Below are 20,710 nucleotides of genomic sequence, written 5' to 3' on the forward strand. Positions count from 1 at the left end.
ACGGGCTATTCTCCCGACCGCGCCCGCTGGCGTTCCTGCACGATGACTGCCAGGATCAGCAGCGCGCCCTTGGCGAGCAGCTGGTAGAAGGTCGGCACGCTGGTCAGGATCATGCCGTTGTTGAGGACGCCGATGATCAGCACCCCGAGCATGGCGCCGACGATCGTGCCCTTGCCGCCCTGCAGCGCGCAGCCGCCGAGGATCGCGGCGGTGATGGCCTCGAGCTCCAGCCCCTGGCTGCCGGACGCCGGTTGACCCGACATCGTGCGACTGGCGAGCACCAGGCCGGCCACCGCCGCGGCAAAGCCGCTCATCGCGTAGATCGATATCTGGTAGCGGCGGATCGGGATGCCGGCGAGCCGCGCCACCGTCGGGTTGCCACCGAGCGCGTAGATGTTGCGGCCGACGACCGTCTCGCGAGTGAAGACGATGAACGCCGCCATCGCGGCGATCAGCAGCCAGATGGCGAAAGGCAGGCCGAACAGCGTGCCGATGCCAAGCGCGCGCAGGCTGTCGCCGGTGATCGGGATCGAATTGCCGTTGTTCATCAGATAAGCGAGACCGCGGAAGGCGGACATCGTTCCAAGCGTCGCGATCACCGCATTGACCGGTCCGTAGACGATGATCAGCCCGTTGACGGCGCCCGCTACAAGTCCGGCGAGCAGGCCGGCGAGGATGCCGGCCGGGATCGAGCCGGTTTCCTGGGCGACCACGGCTAGCACCATGGTGCTCAAGCCGACGATCGATCCGACCGAGATGTCGAGCCCTCCCGACACGATGACGACGGTCTGCGCCATGGCGAGGATGCCGAGGATGGTGACCGCGAGCCCGATATTGATCAGGTTGCGCGGCGTGAAGAAGACGTCGGGTCGCAGCGCGCCGAAGATCGCCAACAGCACCACCAGCGCGATGAGCAGGCTGATGTTCTGCGCGCCGATGCGGCCAAACAGGCTTGCTGGCGCGCGTTCGCGGGTGGCCGTTACGGTATCGGTCACGACACTTTCCTTTCGATCGTCTCTTTCCCCGAGCGCATGGCAAGCGCCAGTACGGCCTCTTCGCTCGCCTCCTGCCACGGGAGCTCGCCGCTGATGCGTCCGCTCTGCATGACCAGGACGCGGTCGGCCAGGCCGAGCAGCTCCGGCATTTCCGAGGAGATGAGCAGGATGGCGAGACCCTGGTCGGCCAGGCTTTCGATGAGCCTGTAGATCTCCGCCTTGGCGCCGACATCGATGCCGCGCGTCGGCTCGTCAAGGATGAGCACCGCCGGCCCGCGCGCCTGCCAGCGCGCGAAGACGACCTTCTGCTGGTTGCCGCCGGAAAGCTTGCCGACCGCCTGTTCGATCGACGGCGTCTTGACCCTGAGCTCGGCGACGTGACGGGCGACCAGCGCACGCTCGCGCCTGCGGCTGAAGAAGCCGTAGCGCGACACCTTGTCGGGCACCACCAGGCTGACATTGTCGCGCACCGCCTGCATCAACAGCAGCGCCTCCTGCTTGCGGTCCTCCGGCACCAGCCCGATGCCTGCGGCAACCGCGTCGGCCGGCTCGCGCGGTTTGTAAGGCTGGCCGCCAACCGTCATCTTTCCGGACAGCAGCGGATCGAGGCCGACGATGGCGCGCGCGACTTCCGTCCGTCCCGCGCCGACCAGTCCGCCAAGCCCGACGATCTCGCCTGCCCGCACCTCGAAGCTGATCCCCTCGACACGGCGTGTCGTGACATCTTCCAGCGCCAGCCGGACCGGTCCCAGCGCGCGCTCCCTTCGGTTGAACAGGTCGCTCACCGGCCTGCCGACCATCAGCCGCACCATGCGCTGCTCGTCAAGCGCGGCGATCGGCTCGTCGGCGACGCGGCTGCCGTCGCGCATCACCACGCAGCGATCGGCAAGCTCGATGATCTCGCGCAGCCGGTGCGAGATGTAGATCACCGCGACGCCGTCAGCCTTGAGGCGCCGGATGACGCGGAACAGCCGCTGCGCCTCGTCCTCCGTCAGGGATGACGTCGGCTCGTCGAAGGCGAGCAGCCGCGCGCCCGGCCGCAGCGCGCGCATGATCTCGATGAGCTGCCTGAGCGCCGGGCTCAGGCCATGGCAGCGCTGCCCTGGCGAAAGCACGTCGACCACGCCGAAGGTGCCAAGCAGCTCAAGGCTGCGCCGCTCCAGATCCGCGCGGTCGAGAAAAATCCCGCCGCGCGCCCTGATGTCGCCGATGAAGATGTTCTCCGCCACCGTCAGTTCCGGGATGATCTCCGGTTCCTGGTGGATGACCCGGATGCCCGAGCCATGCGCGGCGCGCGGCGAGGTAAGCTGAACCGGGTGCCCGTCGACCAGCACGCGGCCGGTATCGGGGCGATGCTCGCCTTCCAGCACGCGCATCAGCGTCGACTTGCCGGCGCCGTTCTCGCCGATCAGCGCGGTGATCTCGCCGGCATTGAAGGCAATCGACACGTCGCGCAGCGCCTGCACGGCGCCGAAGCGCTTGCTGACGTTCTCGACGGAAACGACGGGCGCGGTCATGGGCGGGCGGCTCCCTTTGAAGCCGCCCGCCGCAATACCGAAGGAAAGCCTAGGACTTGCAACCGAGCGTGTCCTTGAACTTGGCGAAGTTCTCGCCGCTGATCAGCGTGGCGTCCTGGAAATAGTCCTTTTGCATTTCCTTGCCGGTGGCCTGGTCGTAGAGCGCCTGAATCGCCGCCGCGCCATGCTTGGCGCTGTCCAGCCACATCGTGCCGCGGAAGCCCGAGGGCTTGCCGGCGCCGAAGGCCTCGCAGGAACGCGAGCCGTCGATGCCGATGCCGATGACGTTCTCCGGCTTCATGCCGGCATTCTCCGTGGCGCGCACGCCGCCGAGCACGCCGTCGTCATTGCAGGAGTAGAAGATCCACTTCTCGGCATCGGGATTGGCGGTCAGCGTCGTCGACACCACGTCGATAGAGTTGACCATGGTGTTGTCATAGGGGATCGAGACGATGCGCGACTTGATCTCCGGGATCGCCGCGACCAGCGCTTCCTCCGCGCCCTTGTTGCGGCGCATGCAGGTGTCGGCCTTCTGGTCCTCGATCGAGCCGACGCGCACCTTCGAGAGGTCCTTATCCCAGCCCTCGGCCTTGGCGATACGAGCGATCTCGGCGCCGACCTGCTTGCCGATGTTGAGCGCGTTCATGCCGACATAGGCGACCGGCGTGCCGTCGGCGAAGGCGATGTCGTCGTCGACCGCGATCAGGCCGATCTTGGCGGCCTTGGCCTTGTCGGCGACGACCGGGCCGAGCGAGCGGTCCGGCACCACCACGGCGATACCTTTCACGCCGTCGCCGACATAGGTGTCGAAGGTGGTGACGGCGAGGTTGGCGTCGAACTGGACGTCCTGGACCAGCAGATCGACGCCGAGCTCGGCGGCCTTGTCCTTGGCGCCCTTCACCTCGCGGACGAACCAGGGATGGTCGCCCATCTTGTTGATGTAGCCGAACTTCATCTTGTCCTGCGCGCCGGCGCCGTGGACCGTCAACGCGACGACGGCTGTTGCCGCAACCGCAAGGCACACCTTGATCATGCTTTTCATTGGCTTCCTCCCAATCGATCCCGGCCGGCGGGATCTGACCTGCTTGAAACATCTGCCGGCGACCGGCCGCCGGCGCGAAACCTCATTCGTGGTAGAGAACCGAGCGCCCGCCATCGATGACGATGCAGGCCGCGTTGATGAACGGCGCCTCGTCGGAGCCGAGGAAGACGGCGGTCATCGCCACCTCCTCCGGCCGGCCGATCCGGCGCGGCGGGTGCAGATCATAGGTGCGCTGGCGCTCCGCCTGCGGGTCCGGAAATGTGTTCCAGTAGTCGACCGCGATCTGCGTCTCGATGTAGCCGGGCGCAATGGCGTTCACGCGAATACCTTCGGGCGCGTACTGGATGCCGAGCGACCGCACCAGGCCGAGCAGCCCGTGCTTGGCGACCGGATAGGGAAAGGTCGACGGGATGATTGCGAAGGAGTGGCAGGAGGCGATGGCGACGACCGAGCCCTGCTTCTGAGCCCGCATCGCCGGCAGCACCGCGCGCGCCGAATACCAGACACCGTCGAGATCGACGGCAAAGCAGCGCCGCCATTCCTCTTCGGTGGTTTCCAGCGGCTCGTGGAACACGTTGATGCCGGCATTGGCGACCAGGACGTCGATGCGGCCGAAGGCGCCGAGAGCCTGTTCGGCCATCGCCTCGCAGGACCTGCTGTCGGCGACGTCTGTCTCGACGAACAGCGACCGCGCGCCGCTTTCGGCCAGCGACGCGGCGACGTTTCTTCCAGTCGCCGCATCCTTTTCCGCCACGACGATCGCGGCGCCTTCCGCCGCCATCGAACGCGCCGTCGCCTCGCCGATGCCGCGCCCGGCGCCGGTGACTATGACGACCTTGTCCTTGAGACGCCCGACCATCGTCACCAGTCCGCGATGGTGCCGTCGGCAAGCACGGCGTTGGTGGTGTGCATGACTTCAGGCTTGTACGGATGCCGGGCGGCGACCGCCTCGTCGACCTCGACGCCGAGCCCGGGCGCGTCCGGCACCTGCCAGCAGCCGTCGACCATGCGGATCGGCCCCCTCACCACCTCGAAATACCAGGGCACGGCGCCGACCATCTCCTCCTGAATCAGATGGTTGGGCGTCGAGACGGCGAAATGCAGCGCCGCCGCGCCGGCGATCGGGCCGAGTGGATTGTGCGGCGCGACGCCGACGGAGACCGCCTCGGCCATCGCCGCGATCTTCTTGGCCTCGAGCAGGCCGCCGCAATGGCAGATGTCCGGCTGCACGATGTCGACTGCCCTTGCCCGGAACAGATCGTCGAATTCGGGCCGGTCGACCAGCCGCTCGCCGGTGGCGATCGGCACGCGCGACTTGGCGGCGAGCTGCGCCAGGGCGCGGGTTTCGCCAGGCGGCAGCGGCTCCTCGATGAACATCGGCCGGTAGGGTGCCAGCGCGTCGATATAGGCGAGCGCGGTTGAAGCCGAGGCGGGACGCCCGTGGAAGTCGACCATGATCTCGACCTCGGGGCCGACCGCCTTGCGCAACGCCTCCATGAGCCGGCCGACCTTGTCGACCTCAATGAGCGGCGCATGATAGTGGCTGTAGGGAATGAAGACGGCCTTCAGCGCGCGATAGCCCCTGGCCACCACCTCGGAGGCGCGCTGCACCAGTGGCTCGGCGTCCAGCGTCTCGTAGACGGCACGCATGTCGCCGAGGCCGAGATGGGTATAGACCTTGACCCGGTCGCGCACCTTGCCGCCGGTGAGCCGCCAGACCGGCTGATCGAGCCATTTGCCAAAAATGTCCCAGAGCGCCAGCTCGATGCCGGAAACAGCCGACATGCCGATGACGCCGAGCCGCCAGAACGAGTGCTTCTTGAGGATGCGCACCGCCTGTTCGATATCGCGCGGATCGCGACCGATCAGAAGCGGCGCCAGGTCGTTGACGGCGCCGACGACAGCCTGGGTCTTCCACTCCAGCGTTGCTTCGCCCCAGCCGTAAAGGCCCGGCTGATCAGTCTCGACGCGCACGAACACCCAGTTGCGCATATCCGCGTTCACGACGCGCGTGGTGATGGCCACGATCCTCAAGCGCAACTCCTCCCAGACGCAATTAGATCATATGAAATGCGAATATCATACGATCAAAAATGGCGTCAAGGCGGAAACGTCAGCCCTTGGCGTGGAGATCGTCGGCGGCGATGTCGAGCAGCCTGTTCATGGCGGCGCGGGCGCCGGCGGTGTCGCGGATGCGGATCGCCTCCAGCACCGCGGCATGGGCGGAAAGCGCGCGCGACTGCGCTTCCATCAACGGGTTGGTGACGAGGAAAGTGGCGCGCAACGCTGCCTCCAGCATGCCGACCAGGCCCTTGAGCACGACGTTATGGCTGGCGGCGATGACGCCCTTGTGGAAGGCAAGATCCGCCTGGCAGACGGCGTTGAGGTCGCCCGGGATGTTTTCGCGCATGCCGACGACGGCGCGCTCGATCTCGGCGAGGTCGGCGGCGCTGGCGCGTCTGGCCGCCAGTTCGGCCGCCGCGGGCTCGAAGATGCGGCGCGCCTCAAGCAGGCCGGAAACCAGCTCCTCATCATCCTGGATGGACGGGTGCCAGCCGAGCACAACCGGATCGAGCAGCCGCCAGCTGTCGCGCGGCAGCACGCGCACGCCAGCGCGCCGTCTGGCCTCGACAAGGCCTTTCGCCGACAGCACCTTGACCGCTTCCCGAACCGAGGTGCGGCTGACGCCCAGCATGGCGCAGAGCTCCTCCTCGCGCGGCAGGGCAGCACCGGGAGCATAGTCGCCGCCTAGGATACGGCTGCCCAGCACGCTGACGACGGCGTTGTGCACGCTTGCCCCGCCCTGGTCGATCGAAGGCATCCAGCCGGTTGCATCCGAAGGAACGATGGTTTCCACGCAATCCTCTCCCGACGAAAGCCGCTGCGGTCTGTTGTATGAAACGTTAGGTCTTATGTAAATCGTCTATTCATACGATGAATAGCCGCGAGACAACAAGTCGAGGTTTCCGACCGAGGAAGCAGCCGCTGGCAACGGATTCAGCGCGCCGCCCATACCAGTCCGCGGCGCAGGATCGTCCGCATCTGCGGCACCTCGAATTCCTTGGCCACGTGGCCGAGCGACGAATAAAACACGCGTCCCTTGCCATGCCGGCGCTTCCACACCACCGGCATGACGACGCCGTCGATCCACGGCGCGTATTCGCCCGAGAAGGTGGTGGTGGCCAGCACCTCGTTCGAGGGGTCGACATGCATGTAATATTGCTCGGAGCGGTAGGCGAAGTCGTCGATGCCATTCATGATCGGGTCGTCGCGCCGCAGGATATTCACCCGATAGTCGATGATGTTGCCGGGATGGGCGACCCATTGCCCGCCGCACATGAACTGGTAGTCCGTCGATTCGCGAAACGCGTCGCCCATGCCGCCATGGAAGCCGCCCAGGCCGACGCCGTTTTCGACCGCTTTGGTGAGATTGGCCTCTTCGGCCTTGGCGATCTTGGACATGGTGAAGATCGGCACGATCAGGCTGAGCTCGGCGACCGCCGGATATGCGAACGCCGCGGTCGTGTTCTCCACCCGCACGGCAAAACCTTCCTCCTCAAGCATAGCCTTGACGGCATGCGCCCCGGCCTCGGGTTCGTGCCCTTCCCAGCCGCCCCATACGATCAGCGCCTGCCGCATTTTTCTCTCCGTCAGCTTGGTTCTATTCAATCGAGAAGATTTCGGACGTCAACGCAAGTCAGCAAAAAAGACCTGAGGGGGGTTTGCCTAAGGGCACGAGCGGCTTTGCGACGACAAAACACGAACCGTCCAAACGCGACGCGCTTTTTGCGCCAACTCAGCCTGAGCAGCCTGTCGAAGCATTGGTCGAAAGATATGCTGGCGGGGAGGTGACACCCCGATCGCGGGAACCAGATTCAGTTAAGGGTCGCTGGTGGCCGAGCAGATTCGTAATCGTCACCAACTCGAAGGACATGATCATGATGATTCTCGCCTTCGGCGCTGCGGGAAATTTTGCGGGCAGTGTAATTCCCGCCCTCGCCGCGCGAGGTGCGCGCGTCCGCGCCTTCATCCGCAAGCCTGAGCAGTCCGAACTGGTACGCGGCCATGGCGCAAGTCACCATCGGCGACCTCCGCGATCGAGCAGCCTTGGACGCAGCGCTAAAGGATATGGGCGCCGTCTTCTATATCGCCCCGGCCTTCATTCCCGGCGAAGCTGATGTGGGAAAAAATGTCGTGGAGGCTGCCATCGACGCCGGCGTGCGGCGGTTCGCGTTCTCAGCCGTGATCCATCCGGTGCTCTCGGACCTCGTCAATCATGTCGCCAAAGTGCCGGTCGAGGAGGCCGTTCTTACCTCTGGCCTGGAATATACGTTCCCCCATCCGGCGCGCTACTTTCAGAACTACGCTGCATTCTGGCCGAAAGTCGTGAAGGAGGGCGTGCTTGCGGAGCCTTGGTCGTCCGAGACCCGCTTCTCACTGGTCGACTATCGCGATGTCGCCGAGGTCGCGGCAATAGCCCTGACTGAAGAGCGGCTGCTTTTTGGCACGTTCGAACTCTGCGCACCCGGGCAACTTAACCGCCTCGATGTCGCTGCCCTGATGAGCGATGTGCTGGGTCGCAAAATCAGGGAGCGTCGCGATCCCGATGTGCTCGGCGATGTTCCCCAGGGCTTGAGGGCGATGTTCGATCACTACGATCACCACGGCCTGCTCGGCAACCCACTGACACTACGTGCGATCCTGGGTCGGGAGCCACGGCGACCGAGAGCCAGGCCGTCACGCCCGCTCCCGAGCGGAAGCCCATGAGCAGGGCGATCAGCACGACCACCGCGAGCGAGATTAGACTGGCGGTCAGCGAGGTCAGTACATGCGCCCACAGCACCGACGACCGAGCGATCGGCATGGACTGGAACCGCTCGAAGATACCGCTCTTCATGTCAACGAAGAGCCGGAATGCGGTGTAGGCGGTGCCCGAAGCAACCGTGATGAGCAGAATGCCGGGCAACTGGTAATTCACGTAAGAATCCGAACCCGTGTCGATCGCGCCGCCGAAGACGTGGACGAACAGCAGCATCATGGCGATCGGCATGATGCGGTCGTGATGATGGTATCTGGGCTGCGCGCCTATTTTTTGTCCACGCCAGTGTGGCTAATGAAGAAGTCAGTCATGTCCATTTCCTGGCTGGGTCCCGGCAAATTCGAGCCATTGCATGCGTCGGATGGTTAGGTCCGCGAACAGAAAAAGTCCATGCGAAAGGGGTGGATCGAGGTCCCACACATCGTTCATTGATGAACGTTGACGGGCGACGTGCGGCAGTTCACCTTTCGTCGGCTTGCCCATTTGAGCGCCTTCACATCGGAATCGCATCACGCCCCATGCAAGACAAGACAATCCAGCCGACAAGTCAGGCTCAAAGGAACAATCAGAGCCATGCCGTCAGCGCGGACCTGATCGCCGTTGTCATTGCGGTGACCGATGGTGAGCCACGCGTCCTCACCATCGGAGAGGCTCAAGCGTTGCCGTCCGGTCCTTTTGAGCTCGGCCATCGTTCCCTGCAGTCGGGGCTGAGGGCGTGGGTGGAGCGGCAGACCGGTCATCCGCTGGGCTACATCGAACAGCTCTACACCTTTGCCGACCGCGACCGAACTGGTGACGAGCGCGTGATCTCGATCAGCTATCTCGGCCTGACGCGAGAAGAGCAGGCCGATAGGTCCGCAGCGCATAGCTGGCGAGGCTGGTACGACTATTTTCCGTGGGAAGATCACCGCGCGGGCGTGCCGTCTATCTTGCGTGACATCCTTGTGCCCCGACTTTCCGCTTGGGCGGACGAAGCCGAGGATCTTGGCGTGCGCCGCGATCGCCGGCAGCGCGTGGCATACGCCTTCGACCTGGATGATCGTGACTGGAACGAGGAACTCGTGCTGCAGCGATACGAGTTGCTCTATGAGGCCACGCTGGTGGCGGAGGCCACGCGCGGCAGGGACGGCGGCAGTCCGTCTGTGCCCGGTCGGCCAATGATTGCCGACCACCGCCGCATTCTGGCGACCGGTATCGCCAGGCTGCGGACCAAGATCAAATACCGCCCCGTGGTGTTCGAACTGATGCCGCCGGCATTCACACTGCTGCAGTTGCAGCGCACGGTTGAAGCGCTCGCCGGCAGGCTCGTGCACAAGCAGAACTTCCGGCGTCTCATCGAACAGCAGGATCTGGTCGAGGAAACGGGCGAGACGGTGTCGGAAACACGAGGGCCTCCGGCCAAACGCTTCCGCTTCCGCCAGACGGTTCTGGCGGAACGAACTGTCGCAGGGACGAAATTGCCACTTTCACGCGCTTGACATTTAATATGCTCAAGTTAAGCATATGTCCTGATTATACTCAACAAGAGCATAATGAGGGCAAGGCATGCTCAACGCCTCCACGCGCACAGCCGCGCTCTACGACCGCGTGCGGCGGGTCATTCCACCGATCGAGTGGCCAGCCTTCACCGATGATATCGAGGCCGTTCTCGATCTGAAGCAGCAGCGAAATGCCGTCATCCTGGCGCATAACTATCAGACGCCGGAGATCTTCCACTGCGTCGCCGACATCGTCGGCGACAGCCTGGCGCTGGCCCGCAAGGCGATGTCGACCGAAGCGGACGTCATCGTGCTGGCCGGCGTGCATTTCATGGCCGAGACAGCGAAGCTGCTCAATCCGCAAAAAACGGTGCTCATTCCGGACACGGCAGCCGGCTGCTCGCTCGCCGATTCTATTACCGCCGAAGATGTCCGTCTCATGCGGCAGCGCTACCCAGGCGTACCAATTGTCACCTACGTCAACACTTCCGCCGCCGTGAAGGCTGAGTCCGACATCTGCTGTACCTCCGGCAATGCCAAGGCCGTGGTGGAGTCGCTGGGGGTTCCCCGGGTGATCATGCTGCCGGATGAGTACCTGGCCCAGAACATCGCCACCCAGACCGACGTGGAGATCATCGCCTGGAAAGGGCATTGCGAGGTGCATGAGCGCTTCACGCCTGCCGACATCCGCCAGTTGCGCGAGGACCATCCGGGTGTGACGGTGCTGGCGCATCCGGAATGCCCGCCGGAAGTGGTCGCCGAAGCTGACTTCTCCGGTTCGACTGCCGCCATGTCGGATTATGTCGGAAGGCAAAAACCGCCCCGCGTCGTGCTGATGACCGAGTGCTCGATGAGCGACAACGTCTCGGTCGAGCATCCCGAGGTCGAGTTCATTCGGCCCTGCAATCTGTGCCCGCATATGAAGCGGATAACGCTCGCCAACATCCGTGCGGCGCTGGAGCAGAACCGCCATGTCGTGACCGTCCCACCCGCAATCGCCGGGCGCGCTCGGCTGGCCGTCGAGCGGATGCTGGCAGTATGAGCATGGACGTCCGCGACCTCGGCGGCCGGCCGGTCATCATCGGCGCCGGCATAGCCGGGCTGATGACGGCGCTGCAGCTGGCGCCCGAGCCGGTGCTTCTGCTTTCGAGATCGCCGCTTGGCGCGGACGCGTCCAGCATGTGGGCGCAGGGGGGGCTTGCCGCCAGCCTTGGTGATGATGACGATCCGGCGCTCCACCTTTCCGACACGCTCGCCGCAGGTGATGGTCTTTGCGATGCGCAAGCGGCAAGGCGCATCGTGTACGCCGCGCCCGCCGCGATCGAATATCTGGCACGCTTTGGGGTTCGTTTTGATCGGACGCCGGCGGGCGCTCTTCGTCTCGGGCTGGAAGCCGCGCACACGCGCCGGCGCATCGTTCATGCCCGGGGTGACGGCAGCGGCCGGGAGGTCATGCGCGCCCTTATCGCCGCCGTTGGCTCCACGCCGACAATAGCGGTCATCGAGGGCTTCGAGGCGCGTCGCCTGGCCATGGAGGACGGTAGAATCGCCGGTGTTCTGGCGAGCGGCCCCACAGGTCCGGCGTTCCTCGCGACGGCACGGGTCGTTCTCGCCACCGGCGGGATCGGCGGCCTGTTCCATGACTCGACCAACCCGTTGGGCAGCTGCGGACAGGGCCTGGCGCTCGCAGCGCATGCGGGAGCCGTCCTTGCCGACCTGGAGTTCATCCAGTTCCACCCGACCGCGCTTGACGGGCCGGGCCGTCCGATGCCGCTCATCAGCGAGGCGGTTCGCGGCGAAGGTGCGGTGATCGTCGACGAGACGGGCCGACGTTTCCTCGACGGCGTGCGAGGGGCGGAACTCGCGCCGCGCGACATCGTCGCGCGCGCTGTCTGGAAGCATCTCGCGGACGGCCATCGCGTCTTCCTCAACGTCCGCGAAAGGCCCGGCCCGGAATTCGCGCGGCAATTCCCGACAATCGCGTCAGCCTGCAAGAAGGCCGGCATCGATCCGGTGCGTGATCTCATGCCGATCCGGCCGGCGCAGCACTATCATATGGGTGGCGTCGCCGTGGACGGCTCCGGTCGCACCTCCGTCACGGGTCTCTGGGCCTGCGGCGAAGTCGCCTCGACCGGGCTGCACGGCGCCAACCGGCTTGCCAGCAATTCCTTGACCGAGGCCGTCGTCTGCGCGCGTTGGGTCGCCGAGAGCATCGCGGGAACCCCTGCCCACCGAACAAAGCCGGCGATTGCAAGCGACCGCCCTTCGCCCGACCCGACAACCGTGCGCCCTCTTCTATCGCGCGCGCTCGGCGTCTTGCGGGACGGTGAGGCATTGAAAGCAGCCGCACGCGCCTTGTTGCCACCGGCCGAGCGCAAGGACGCGGCATCCGACCCGGCGGCCGTTGGGCTGATGATCGCGATTGCCGCCTTGCGGCGTCGCGAAAGCCGCGGCGCCCACTACCGGACGGACTTTCCTCATCACGCGGCCGTTGCCCGGCGCTCCGAAATCACCCTCGAAGCCGCCCTGGCGGCAGCGCGGGAACTCGCACCAGTGCTGGAAGGCGTCACATGATTGACCTCTCGCCACTTCCAACAATCATGCTCGAGCCCCTGGTGCAGGCAGCGCTCCTCGAGGACCTTGGCAGGGCCGGCGACCTGACCTCGGACGCCGTCGTACCGAAGGACTATCATGCGACAACCGTGCTGACTGCGCGCCAGGCCGGAACTATCGCCGGGCTCGATCTGGCGATGCTCGCTTTCAAGCTGATCGACCAAAATGTCGAGATGACAGTGGAACGAGCGGATGGCAGCGACGTTGCGCAGGGTGAGACCATCGCATCGGTCAGCGGTCCGGCACGGGCCATTCTCACCGCGGAACGAACAGCACTCAATTTTCTCTGCCATCTGAGCGGCATCGCCACGGCGACGGCATCGGTCGTCAATGCGATCCGCGAGCACAAAGCAAAGATCGTGTGCACGCGCAAGACGACACCCGGCTTGCGGGCGGTCGAAAAATACGCCGTGCGCGCCGGTGGCGGCTCCAATCACCGTTTTGGTCTCGACAACGCCATCCTGATCAAGGATAACCACATTGCCATCGCCGGCAGCATTCGCGCGGCGATCGAGCGGGCGCGAGTGAGCGTCGGCCATCTCGTCAAGATCGAAGTCGAGGTCGATACGCTGGCCCAGTTGGAAGATGTCCTGCTCTTCGCCCCCGACGCCGTTCTGCTCGACAATATGTCGATCGACGAGTTGCACCAGGCTGTAGCATTGGTTGCGGGCCGGTCGGTCACAGAGGCTTCTGGCAGAATCACTGCCGCGATTGCGCCAGCCGTTGCCGCAACCGGTATCGATCTGATTTCCATCGGCTGGTTGACTCACAGCGCGCCGATCCTCGATATCGGCCTCGACTACCGTGAGCCTTGATCGTCGAGGCTGACCATCTACCCTACCCAGCTTCTCTCGACCATGGTCCGCCATTCAAAGGCACCCGTGTCGCCACAACGCAAGGAACAGGATGGAAATGCGCGCAGCAATTTCGGAAAAGACCATTCCTGAAGCTCAATCCTTCGACCACCACCGGATGTGGACATTGGAAGAAGCCCAGGCTCTCCACGACGCGCCTTTCAACGACCTTTTGTTTCATGCCCAAATCGTCCACCGCCAGAATTTCGACCCCAACAAGGTCCAGCTCAGCCGGCTTCTCAGCATCAAGACAGGCGGATGTCCGGAGGATTGCGGCTATTGCAGCCAGTCGGCGCATCACGACACGGGCCTGAAGGCGTCGAAGCTGATGGAGGTCCGGCGCGTCATCGCCGAAGCGACCAAGGCGCGTGACGCCGGCGCCACCCGCTATTGCATGGGCGCTGCCTGGCGAAACCCCAAGGCGCGCGACATGGATGCGGCGGTGGCGATGGTCGAAGGCGTCAAGGCGCTCGGTATGGAAACCTGCATGACGCTCGGCATGCTCGACCTCGGCCAGGCGCAGCGGCTGAAAGAGGCTGGCCTCGACTACTACAACCACAACATCGACACTTCCGAGCGCTACTACAGCGAGATCATCTCGACCCGCACCTTTGCCAACCGGCTGGACACACTGGCCAATGTCCGCGACAGCGGTATCAAGGTCTGCTGCGGCGGCATTGTCGGCATGGGCGAAGAAACGGCCGACCGGATCGACATGCTGGTGACGCTGGCCAATCTGCCGGAGCATCCGGAAAGCGTTCCAATCAACATGCTGATCCCGATCGCCGGCACTCCGCTTGCCGACGCCAGACCGATCGAGCCGATCGAATTCGTGCGCGTGATCGCGCTGGCACGCATCATGATGCCGAAATCGCATGTCCGACTTTCCGCCGGCCGCACTGCCATGACTGACGAGATGCAGGCGCTATGTTTCTTTGCCGGCGCCAATTCGATCTTCGTCGGAGACACGCTGCTGACGGCGGACAATCCCGGCGAGGACAAGGATAGCCTGCTGCTCAGGCGTCTCGGGATCGAGCCGATGGAACTCGAGGCGCAGTGAGCGGGGCACCCCTCGCCCGCTATGACGCGACCTTGCAGGGGCTGGCGCGCAAGGACCGGCTGCGGACGCTTTCGCCGCGCGCCGGCCTCGACTTCTCGTCGAACGACTATCTCGGGCTTGCCTCCTCCAAAAGACTTGGCGAAGCGGTTGCGGCGGCCATCGCGCGGGGCACGCCGGTAGGCGCCACCGGATCGCGGCTGCTGCGCGGCAATGCGCCGGAGCATGAGGAACTGGAGGCAGACGCAGCGACGTTCTTCGGAGCCGACCGCGCACTGTTCTTCGGCAGCGGTTACCTCGCCAACTTCGCTCTGCTGACCGCGCTGCCGCAAAAGGGCGACCTTTTGGTCCTCGACGAACTGGCCCACGCCAGCATGCATGAGGGCGCGCAGGCCGGGCGTGCCCAGTTCGTGCTGGCCGCGCACAACGACGCCAACGCGGTCGAGGATGCGATCACGCGCTGGCGCGCCGAAGGCGGCGTAGGACGCGTCTGGATAGCGGTCGAAAGCCTTTACAGCATGGATGGCGACTGCGCGCCGCTGGAGAGCTTCGTCGCGCTTGCCGATCGGCACGAGGCATTCCTCGTCGTCGATGAGGCGCATGCCACCGGCGTCTGGGGACCGGACGGCCGCGGCTTTGCCGCTGCTTTCGAGGGCCGCGACAACATCGTTGCGCTGCATACCTGCGGCAAGGCGCTTGGCGCCTCCGGAGCGCTTGTCACCGCTCCACGAACGCTGTGCGACTATCTCGTCAACCGGTGCCGGCCATTCATCTACGCCACCGCGCCATCGCCGCTGATGGCAGTCGCGGTGCGCGAAGCGCTCGCCATGCTGTCGGATGAGCCTGTGCGCCGTATTCAGTTGCAGGAACGCGTTGCCTCGGCGGGCCGCCAACTGGCCGACCGCTGCGGCGTGAAACCCAGCGGGTCGCAGATCCAGCCCTTTGTCATTGGGGACAACAGGCGCACGATGGCGGTGGCGGCGGCACTGCAGGCACGCGGCTTCGACATCCGCGGCATTCGTCCGCCGACTGTGCCCGAGGGCACGTCGCGGCTGCGCATTTCGCTGACGCTCAGCGTCGACGAAGCCGACATTTCGGCCATGGTCGAGGCGCTCGTCGAGGTGTTGGCCTCGGCATGACCAAGCGCATCGTCATCACCGGAACGGATACCGGCATTGGCAAGACGGTGTTTTCGGCAGGACTCGCCGGCCTGCTCGACGGTTTCTACTGGAAGCCGGTGCAATCGGGCCTCGACGGCGAAACCGACAGCGAGGTTGTGGAACGGCTCGCCGGCCTGCCGCCGGGGCGCGTGCTGCCCGAAGTGTATCGCCTGAAGGAGCCGCTGTCGCCGCATCGTTCAGCCGAACTCGACGGCGTCGCGATAGACGTCGCAGAGCTCTCGCTTCCGGCCTTGCCGGGTCCGCTCGTCATCGAAGGCGCCGGCGGACTGATGGTGCCGCTCAACCGGCAGACAAAGTTCATCGACATATTCGCGCAATGGCGGCTGCCGGTCATTCTATGCGCCCGCACAGCGCTCGGCACGATCAACCACACTCTGCTGTCGATCGAGGCCCTGCGAGCCCGCTCAATTCCGCTCATCGGCATCGCCTTCATTGGCGAAGAGGTGGCCGATACGCAAAGGACAATCGTGGAATTCAGCGGCGTGCCACAACTCGGCAGGCTGCCGCTGCTCGATCCGCTGACGAACGAAACGCTGAGGGAAGCGATGGTTGCCGGCTTTGATCTTGCCTCGATTGCCGGAGGCGAATGATGTCGCAGTCTCAGGTCTGGCATCCGTTCACCCAGCATGCGCTCGAAAAGGCGATCCCTGAAATCGTCCTGACTGAAGGCGCCTATCTCCACAAGGCCGACGGCGCGCGCATCCTGGACGCCATTTCCTCCTGGTGGGTCGTCACGCATGGACACCGCCATCCCCGCATCATGAAGGCTATCGAGACGACCGCGTCGAGCCTCGACCAGATCATCTTCGCCAGCTTCACCCACGAGCCGGCCGAACGCCTGGCCAAGGCGCTTGTCGGCCTCGCTCCCTCCGGACTCGACCGGGTGTTCTATTCCGACAGCGGCTCGACCTCCGTCGAAGTCGCGCTGAAGATGGCCCTCGGCTATTTCCGCAACATCGGCGCGCCGCGCTCGCGCCTCGTCGTCATGGAGCACAGCTATCATGGCGACAGCCTCGCTCCCTCCGGACTCGACCGGGTGTTCTATTCCGACAGCGGCTCGACCTCCGTCGAAGTCGCGCTGAAGATGGCCCTCGGCTATTTCCGCAACATCGGCGCGCCGCGCTCGCGCCTCGTCGTCATGGAGCACAGCTATCATGGCGACACCATCGGCACGATGAGCGTCGGCGCCCGCGGTGTGTTCAACGCCGCCTACGAGCCGTTGCTGTTCGAGGTCGACACCATTCCCTTCCCGGCTGCCGGGCGCGAGCAGGAGACGCTCGATCGGTTCGAGGCGGTGTCCCGCGACCGGCACGCCGCCGCGCTGATCGTCGAGCCGCTGGTGCTCGGCGCCGGCGGCATGCTGATGTATCCGGCCTGGGTTCTGGCCGAATTGAGGAAGATCACTGAGGCCTCCGGCACGCTGCTGATCGCTGACGAGGTGATGACCGGCTGGGGCCGCACCGGAACCATGTTCGCGTGCGAGCAGGCCTCGATTTCACCGGATATCCTGTGCACCTCAAAGGGCCTGACCGGCGGCGTTATCCCGCTGGCGGCGACGCTCGCCACCGATGCCATCTTCCAGGCCCATTATTCCGAGGACCGGAAGAAGACCTTCTTCCACTCGAGTTCCTACACCGCCAATCCGATTGCCTGCGCGGCAGCACTCGCCAATGTCGAGATCTGGCGTGACGAGCCGGTGGCCGAGAGGATCGCGGCCCTGAGCGTGATGCAGGCCGCCAGGCTGCAACGCTTTCGGGACAATCCATATTTTACCGACTGCCGCGCCACGGGAACGATCGCAGCGCTCGACCTCCGAGCCGGTTCCGCAGGCTATCTGGCCGAGATCGGCCCGAAGCTGCGGACTTTCTTCCTCGACCAGGGGCTGCTTGTGCGCCCGCTCGGCAATGTCCTCTATCTTCTCCCGCCATATTGCATCACAGGCGACGAGCTCGAACGCCTCTATGACGCCATCGAGGAGGCCGGCGAACGCTTCGGCGCGAAACCATGAGCGCATCGTCGCGCATTCTCGGGTTTGGTCATCATGCGCCGTCGCGCAAAGTGGAGAACCCGGAAATCGAAGATCGTCTCGGGCTCGAGCCCGGCTGGATCGAGCGGCGCACCGGGATACGGTCACGCTTCTGGGCAACGGACGAAGAGACGCTGTCTGGTCTTGCCACGCAGGCCGGCGACATGGCGCTGGCGAACGCCGGCATCGACCGCGGCGATATCGGGCTGCTGTTGCTCGCCACTTCGACGCCCGACCATCTTCTGCCGCCAAGCGCGCCGCTGGTCGCACATCGGCTCGGGCTCGGGCGGGCGGGCGCGGTCGATCTGACCGGCGCCTGCGCGGGCTTCATCTATGCGTTGATGTTCGCGGACGGATTCACCCGCCTGCACGGCAAAGCGAGCCTTGTTATTGCCGCCAATATCCTCAGCCGTCGCATCAATCCGGCCGAGCGCGCCAGCGCCGTGCTGTTTGCTGATGCCGCCGGCGCGTTGGTAATTGGTCCGTGCGAGGACCCGCATCGGGGCATTCTCGGCGCATCGGTGGATTCCGACGGCTCGCGCTACGGGCTGATCCAGATACCCGCTGGAGGAAGCAACACGCCGTTTCATAGCGACCTCGACCTGGCGCAAACGCGCATGACGATCACCGACGGCCGCGAAGTGTTCGCAAAGGCCGTGGACATGATGACTGTATGTTCAAAGGACGCGCTCGCCGCAGCCCAGATGCCGCCGCAGGACATCGGCCGGTTCGTGCCGCATCAGGCCAATGCCCGCATTTTCGACGCGGTCGGGAGAAACCTCGGAATAGCGGATCGAGCAATCGTCAAGACGATCGCCGACTACGGCAACTCTTCCGCCGCGACGATACCACTCTCCCTGTCGCTGGCCAATCAGACGGAGCCATTTCGGCCGGGCGAGAAAATTCTTCTGGCGGCAGCGGGTGCGGGTCTCAGCGGCGGCGCTCTAGTGGTCGGAATTTAGCGGGGCGACCGGTCGCGCTGGGACTTGTCATGAATGATTGATAGGACAACAGCCCAATGCGAAAGATAGTCGCCGGCAAGCTGCACGGCATTCACGTCACCGAAGCGAACCTCAATTACCATGGTTCGATAACGCTGGACCCTGACCACTGCGAAGCGGCCGGGATCCTGCCGATGGAATTTGTGGAGATATGGAACAAGAATTCCGGTGCGCGGATTTCGACCTATGTCATTCTCGGCGAACGCGGCTCACGATGCTGCTGCATCGTTAACGGGGCGGCGGCTCGCACCTGCCAGCCAGACGACCAGATCATTGTCTGCAACTCGATCTATCTGGACGAAGCGCAAATCACCTCGCTGAAGCCGCGGATCGTCACCTTCGACCAGGACAACCGCATACGCGACCGCCTGAGCTACTCAGTCAATCTCGACGCATATGGCCGATACAGTTTCTCCATCCTTGACGAGGCGAATGCGGCTTTGGCCATTCCAGCCCTGGTTGGCGGCGAATAACCCATTGCCGACACCTGCGCGAACTCCCGCTGGCCTGTTTTCGGCCAACATGCACCACGGCCTTTCCCATCAGAACGGGCCTGCCAACGACGTCCTTTCCGGCACTATTTTGAAGTCGTGACGCGAGCGGGTGGCCGTCAGGTGCGACCTGAGAACATAGTTTCTATTTATCGCAAAGGTCCGCTACTGCCGGGCGCGCCCAGCATTTTCTCGATCTCCGGCGCGGAGATCGGTTTGCTGAAATGATAGCCTTGCATCTCATCGCAATTGTTCTTGCGCAGGAAGGTCACCTGGTCGTCCGTTTCGACGCCCTCTGCAATGACCCTCATGTTTAGCTTTTGTCCCAATGAAATCACGGCGCCGGCGACAGCCTGATCGTTCTCATCGTCGACGACGTCATTGATGAAAGACTTGTCGATCTTTAGCCGCGCCACCGGAAAGGTCTTGAGCGCGCTGAGGCTCGAATAGCCCGTTCCGAAATCATCGATCGAGATCTGAACGCCCTGGTCTTGCAGTTCGTTCATCGTGGCGACTGCGAGGTCCACATCCTGCCTGATAAGGCTTTCGGTAACCTCCAGCTCAAGATAGCGGGCCTCCAGGCCGCTGTCCTTCAGCGCGTTGACGACGCGACCGACCAGATTCCTTTCCCGGAATTGCCGCGCGGATACGTTCACGCAGACAGCTATCTGCGGCAGGCCGGCGTCTTGCCAGGCCTTGTTCTGTCGGCACGCTTCATGCAGGACCCAGTCGCCGATCGGCACGATCAGGCCCGTCTCCTCGGTGCCTCGCGTCGGATGCCGCCACCGCAGCAACGCCTCGACCGCAAAGACGTGCCCGGTGCGAAGGTCGATTTGCGGCTGATAGAGCAAGGTGAATTCCGAGCGGGCCAATGCGTTTCGCAACTCCTCCTTGAGCACGAATTTTTCATGTGCCTTGGTGTTGAAGTCCGGTTCGAAGAATTGGAAATTGTCGCGGCCGAACTCCTTCGCGCTATACATAGCCGCATCGGCATTGGCCAAGAGTGCGTCCGGGTTCGCCCCATCCTTTGGGTAGTTTGCGATACCGATGCTGGCCGTCGCCCGCAGCCGATGCTTTCCTAGCTCGATCGGCTCAGCGAGCACGGCCTGGATCTTTCGCACGGTCTCGGAGGCGCTATCGACATCCGTCGGTTGGTCGGACAGAACGATGACGAATTCGTCACCGCCGAGCCGCACGACGGTATCGGTTGGCCTGACGCATCGGACCATGCGGCCAGCGACGGTCTTCAGGAGCTCGTCTCCGGCATTGTGGCCGAGCGTGTCGTTGACCAGCTTGAAGTTGTCCAGATCGATGAACAACACGGTCAGCAGGCTCGTCCGTCATCGCCACGCAGACGGTCGCGCAGATGGCTCCGCTCTGGGCGATTGAGGAAACCGTCCGCGGCAAGGATGCCGCAGCCAGGATGGAAGCCCGCCAGGACAAATCGGCATCGGTTGTCGCCGCGCTCTTTGCCCGGTGGGAAAAGGAACTGCCCAGGCTATCGGGCAAGTCGAAGCTTGCCGAGGCGATCCGCTACGCGCTGGGCCGCCGCGCTGCGCTCGAACGCTTCCTTGCCGACGGCCGCATCGAGCTGGACTCCAACACGGTCGTAACCGCCCGGTTGTTACCGCGGAGA

21 protein-coding genes and 2 pseudogenes are annotated in these 20,710 nt (G+C 64.3%); 12 read left to right on the top strand and 11 right to left on the bottom strand.

What is annotated here, in order from left to right; translation table 11 throughout:
* Positions 1 to 5 precede the first annotated feature (5 nt).
* The 8 genes from DH10_RS06640 to DH10_RS36240 form a co-directional block, all read right to left on the bottom strand.
* Positions 6 to 995 carry an ABC transporter permease gene (locus DH10_RS06640; RefSeq protein ID WP_192253323.1) on the bottom strand — a complete coding sequence of 330 codons (990 nt, stop codon included), beginning with the start codon at positions 993 to 995 and terminating at the stop codon, positions 6 to 8.
* Positions 992 to 2,512, bottom strand: coding sequence for a sugar ABC transporter ATP-binding protein (locus DH10_RS06645; RefSeq protein WP_192253326.1), 1,521 nt, complete (start codon positions 2,510 to 2,512; stop codon positions 992 to 994). Before DH10_RS06645 ends, DH10_RS06640 begins: the two co-directional genes overlap by 4 nt.
* A 49-nt stretch (positions 2,513 to 2,561) precedes the next feature.
* Positions 2,562 to 3,554: a substrate-binding domain-containing protein gene (locus DH10_RS06650; RefSeq protein WP_246506327.1), complete on the bottom strand. Its 993-nt coding sequence runs from the start codon at positions 3,552 to 3,554 to the stop codon at positions 2,562 to 2,564.
* Positions 3,555 to 3,636: 82 nt separating this feature from the next.
* Positions 3,637 to 4,413, bottom strand: coding sequence for an SDR family oxidoreductase (locus DH10_RS06655; RefSeq protein ID WP_192253329.1), 777 nt, complete (start codon positions 4,411 to 4,413; stop codon positions 3,637 to 3,639).
* A 2-nt stretch (positions 4,414 to 4,415) separates the two neighbouring features.
* The gene (gene dgoD / locus DH10_RS06660; protein WP_312891302.1) at positions 4,416 to 5,579 is read right to left on the bottom strand and encodes a galactonate dehydratase; all 1,164 of its coding nucleotides are present in this window, start codon (positions 5,577 to 5,579) and stop codon (positions 4,416 to 4,418) included.
* 88 nt (positions 5,580 to 5,667) lie between these two features.
* Positions 5,668 to 6,411, bottom strand: coding sequence for a FadR/GntR family transcriptional regulator (locus DH10_RS06665; RefSeq protein ID WP_192253335.1), 744 nt, complete (start codon positions 6,409 to 6,411; stop codon positions 5,668 to 5,670).
* A gap of 140 nt (positions 6,412 to 6,551) precedes the next feature.
* Entirely contained in the window at positions 6,552 to 7,193 is a 642-nt protein-coding gene (locus DH10_RS06670; protein ID WP_192253338.1) for a ThuA domain-containing protein, read from the bottom strand.
* Positions 7,194 to 7,429: 236 nt separating this feature from the next.
* On the bottom strand, positions 7,430 to 7,621 hold the full coding sequence (locus DH10_RS36240) for a hypothetical protein (protein WP_210325207.1): 192 nt from the start codon (positions 7,619 to 7,621) through the stop codon (positions 7,430 to 7,432).
* Here DH10_RS36240 and DH10_RS06675 point away from each other — a divergent pair.
* Positions 7,620 to 8,321 (top strand): NmrA family NAD(P)-binding protein, encoded by a 702-nt coding sequence (locus DH10_RS06675; RefSeq protein ID WP_210325208.1) that lies wholly within the window; start codon positions 7,620 to 7,622, stop codon positions 8,319 to 8,321. The genes DH10_RS36240 and DH10_RS06675 overlap by 2 nt on opposite strands.
* Positions 8,322 to 8,340: 19 nt before the next feature.
* On the opposite strand, the pseudogene DH10_RS38115 reads toward DH10_RS06675, so the two are convergent.
* Together DH10_RS38115 and DH10_RS38120 are read right to left on the bottom strand one after the other, a co-directional pair.
* A pseudogene (locus DH10_RS38115) lies at positions 8,341 to 8,604 on the bottom strand (hypothetical protein); the annotation flags it as partial.
* 278 nt (positions 8,605 to 8,882) lie between these two features.
* Complete coding sequence (locus DH10_RS38120; protein WP_425515292.1) at positions 8,883 to 9,062, bottom strand: hypothetical protein; 180 nt, start codon at positions 9,060 to 9,062, stop codon at positions 8,883 to 8,885.
* Here DH10_RS38120 and DH10_RS06685 point away from each other — a divergent pair.
* From DH10_RS06685 to panD, 10 genes are all read left to right on the top strand, one after another.
* Positions 8,985 to 9,851 (top strand): NUDIX hydrolase, encoded by an 867-nt coding sequence (locus tag DH10_RS06685; RefSeq protein ID WP_425515289.1) that lies wholly within the window; start codon positions 8,985 to 8,987, stop codon positions 9,849 to 9,851. The two genes, DH10_RS38120 and DH10_RS06685, sit on opposite strands and share 78 nt — an antisense overlap.
* Positions 9,852 to 9,918: 67 nt before the next feature.
* A complete protein-coding gene (gene nadA, locus DH10_RS06690; protein WP_192253340.1) occupies positions 9,919 to 10,893 on the top strand; it encodes a quinolinate synthase NadA in 975 nt (324 codons plus the stop codon).
* The gene (locus DH10_RS06695) at positions 10,890 to 12,425 is read left to right on the top strand and encodes an L-aspartate oxidase (RefSeq protein ID WP_192253343.1); all 1,536 of its coding nucleotides are present in this window, start codon (positions 10,890 to 10,892) and stop codon (positions 12,423 to 12,425) included. Before nadA ends, DH10_RS06695 begins: the two co-directional genes overlap by 4 nt.
* Positions 12,425 to 13,279, top strand: coding sequence for a carboxylating nicotinate-nucleotide diphosphorylase (gene nadC, locus DH10_RS06700; protein ID WP_192253380.1), 855 nt, complete (start codon positions 12,425 to 12,427; stop codon positions 13,277 to 13,279). Before DH10_RS06695 ends, nadC begins: the two co-directional genes overlap by 1 nt.
* Before the next feature lie 157 nt (positions 13,280 to 13,436).
* Entirely contained in the window at positions 13,437 to 14,378 is a 942-nt protein-coding gene (bioB, locus tag DH10_RS06705) for a biotin synthase BioB (protein WP_192253383.1), read from the top strand.
* On the top strand, positions 14,375 to 15,514 hold the full coding sequence (locus DH10_RS06710; RefSeq protein WP_192253346.1) for an 8-amino-7-oxononanoate synthase: 1,140 nt from the start codon (positions 14,375 to 14,377) through the stop codon (positions 15,512 to 15,514). The genes bioB and DH10_RS06710 overlap by 4 nt, the downstream gene beginning before the upstream one ends.
* Positions 15,511 to 16,146 carry a dethiobiotin synthase gene (gene bioD / locus DH10_RS06715; protein WP_192253349.1) on the top strand — a complete coding sequence of 212 codons (636 nt, stop codon included), beginning with the start codon at positions 15,511 to 15,513 and terminating at the stop codon, positions 16,144 to 16,146. The genes DH10_RS06710 and bioD overlap by 4 nt, the downstream gene beginning before the upstream one ends.
* Positions 16,146 to 17,564 carry an adenosylmethionine--8-amino-7-oxononanoate transaminase gene (bioA, locus tag DH10_RS06720; RefSeq protein WP_192384516.1) on the top strand — a complete coding sequence of 473 codons (1,419 nt, stop codon included), beginning with the start codon at positions 16,146 to 16,148 and terminating at the stop codon, positions 17,562 to 17,564. Before bioD ends, bioA begins: the two co-directional genes overlap by 1 nt.
* Complete coding sequence (locus DH10_RS06725; protein WP_192384518.1) at positions 17,561 to 18,544, top strand: beta-ketoacyl-ACP synthase III; 984 nt, start codon at positions 17,561 to 17,563, stop codon at positions 18,542 to 18,544. The genes bioA and DH10_RS06725 overlap by 4 nt, the downstream gene beginning before the upstream one ends.
* A gap of 56 nt (positions 18,545 to 18,600) precedes the next feature.
* Positions 18,601 to 19,056: an aspartate 1-decarboxylase gene (panD, locus tag DH10_RS06730; protein WP_192253358.1), complete on the top strand. Its 456-nt coding sequence runs from the start codon at positions 18,601 to 18,603 to the stop codon at positions 19,054 to 19,056.
* 167 nt (positions 19,057 to 19,223) lie between these two features.
* On the opposite strand, the gene DH10_RS06735 is transcribed toward panD, so the two are convergent.
* Positions 19,224 to 20,396: a putative bifunctional diguanylate cyclase/phosphodiesterase gene (locus DH10_RS06735; protein ID WP_343221479.1), complete on the bottom strand. Its 1,173-nt coding sequence runs from the start codon at positions 20,394 to 20,396 to the stop codon at positions 19,224 to 19,226.
* A gap of 5 nt (positions 20,397 to 20,401) precedes the next feature.
* Here DH10_RS06735 and DH10_RS06740 point away from each other — a divergent pair.
* Positions 20,402 to 20,710, top strand: a pseudogene (locus tag DH10_RS06740) (IS66 family transposase); the annotation flags it as partial.

The sequence above is a fragment of the Mesorhizobium silamurunense genome (assembly GCF_014843825.1).
Lineage (GTDB): Bacteria > Pseudomonadota > Alphaproteobacteria > Rhizobiales > Rhizobiaceae > Mesorhizobium > Mesorhizobium silamurunense.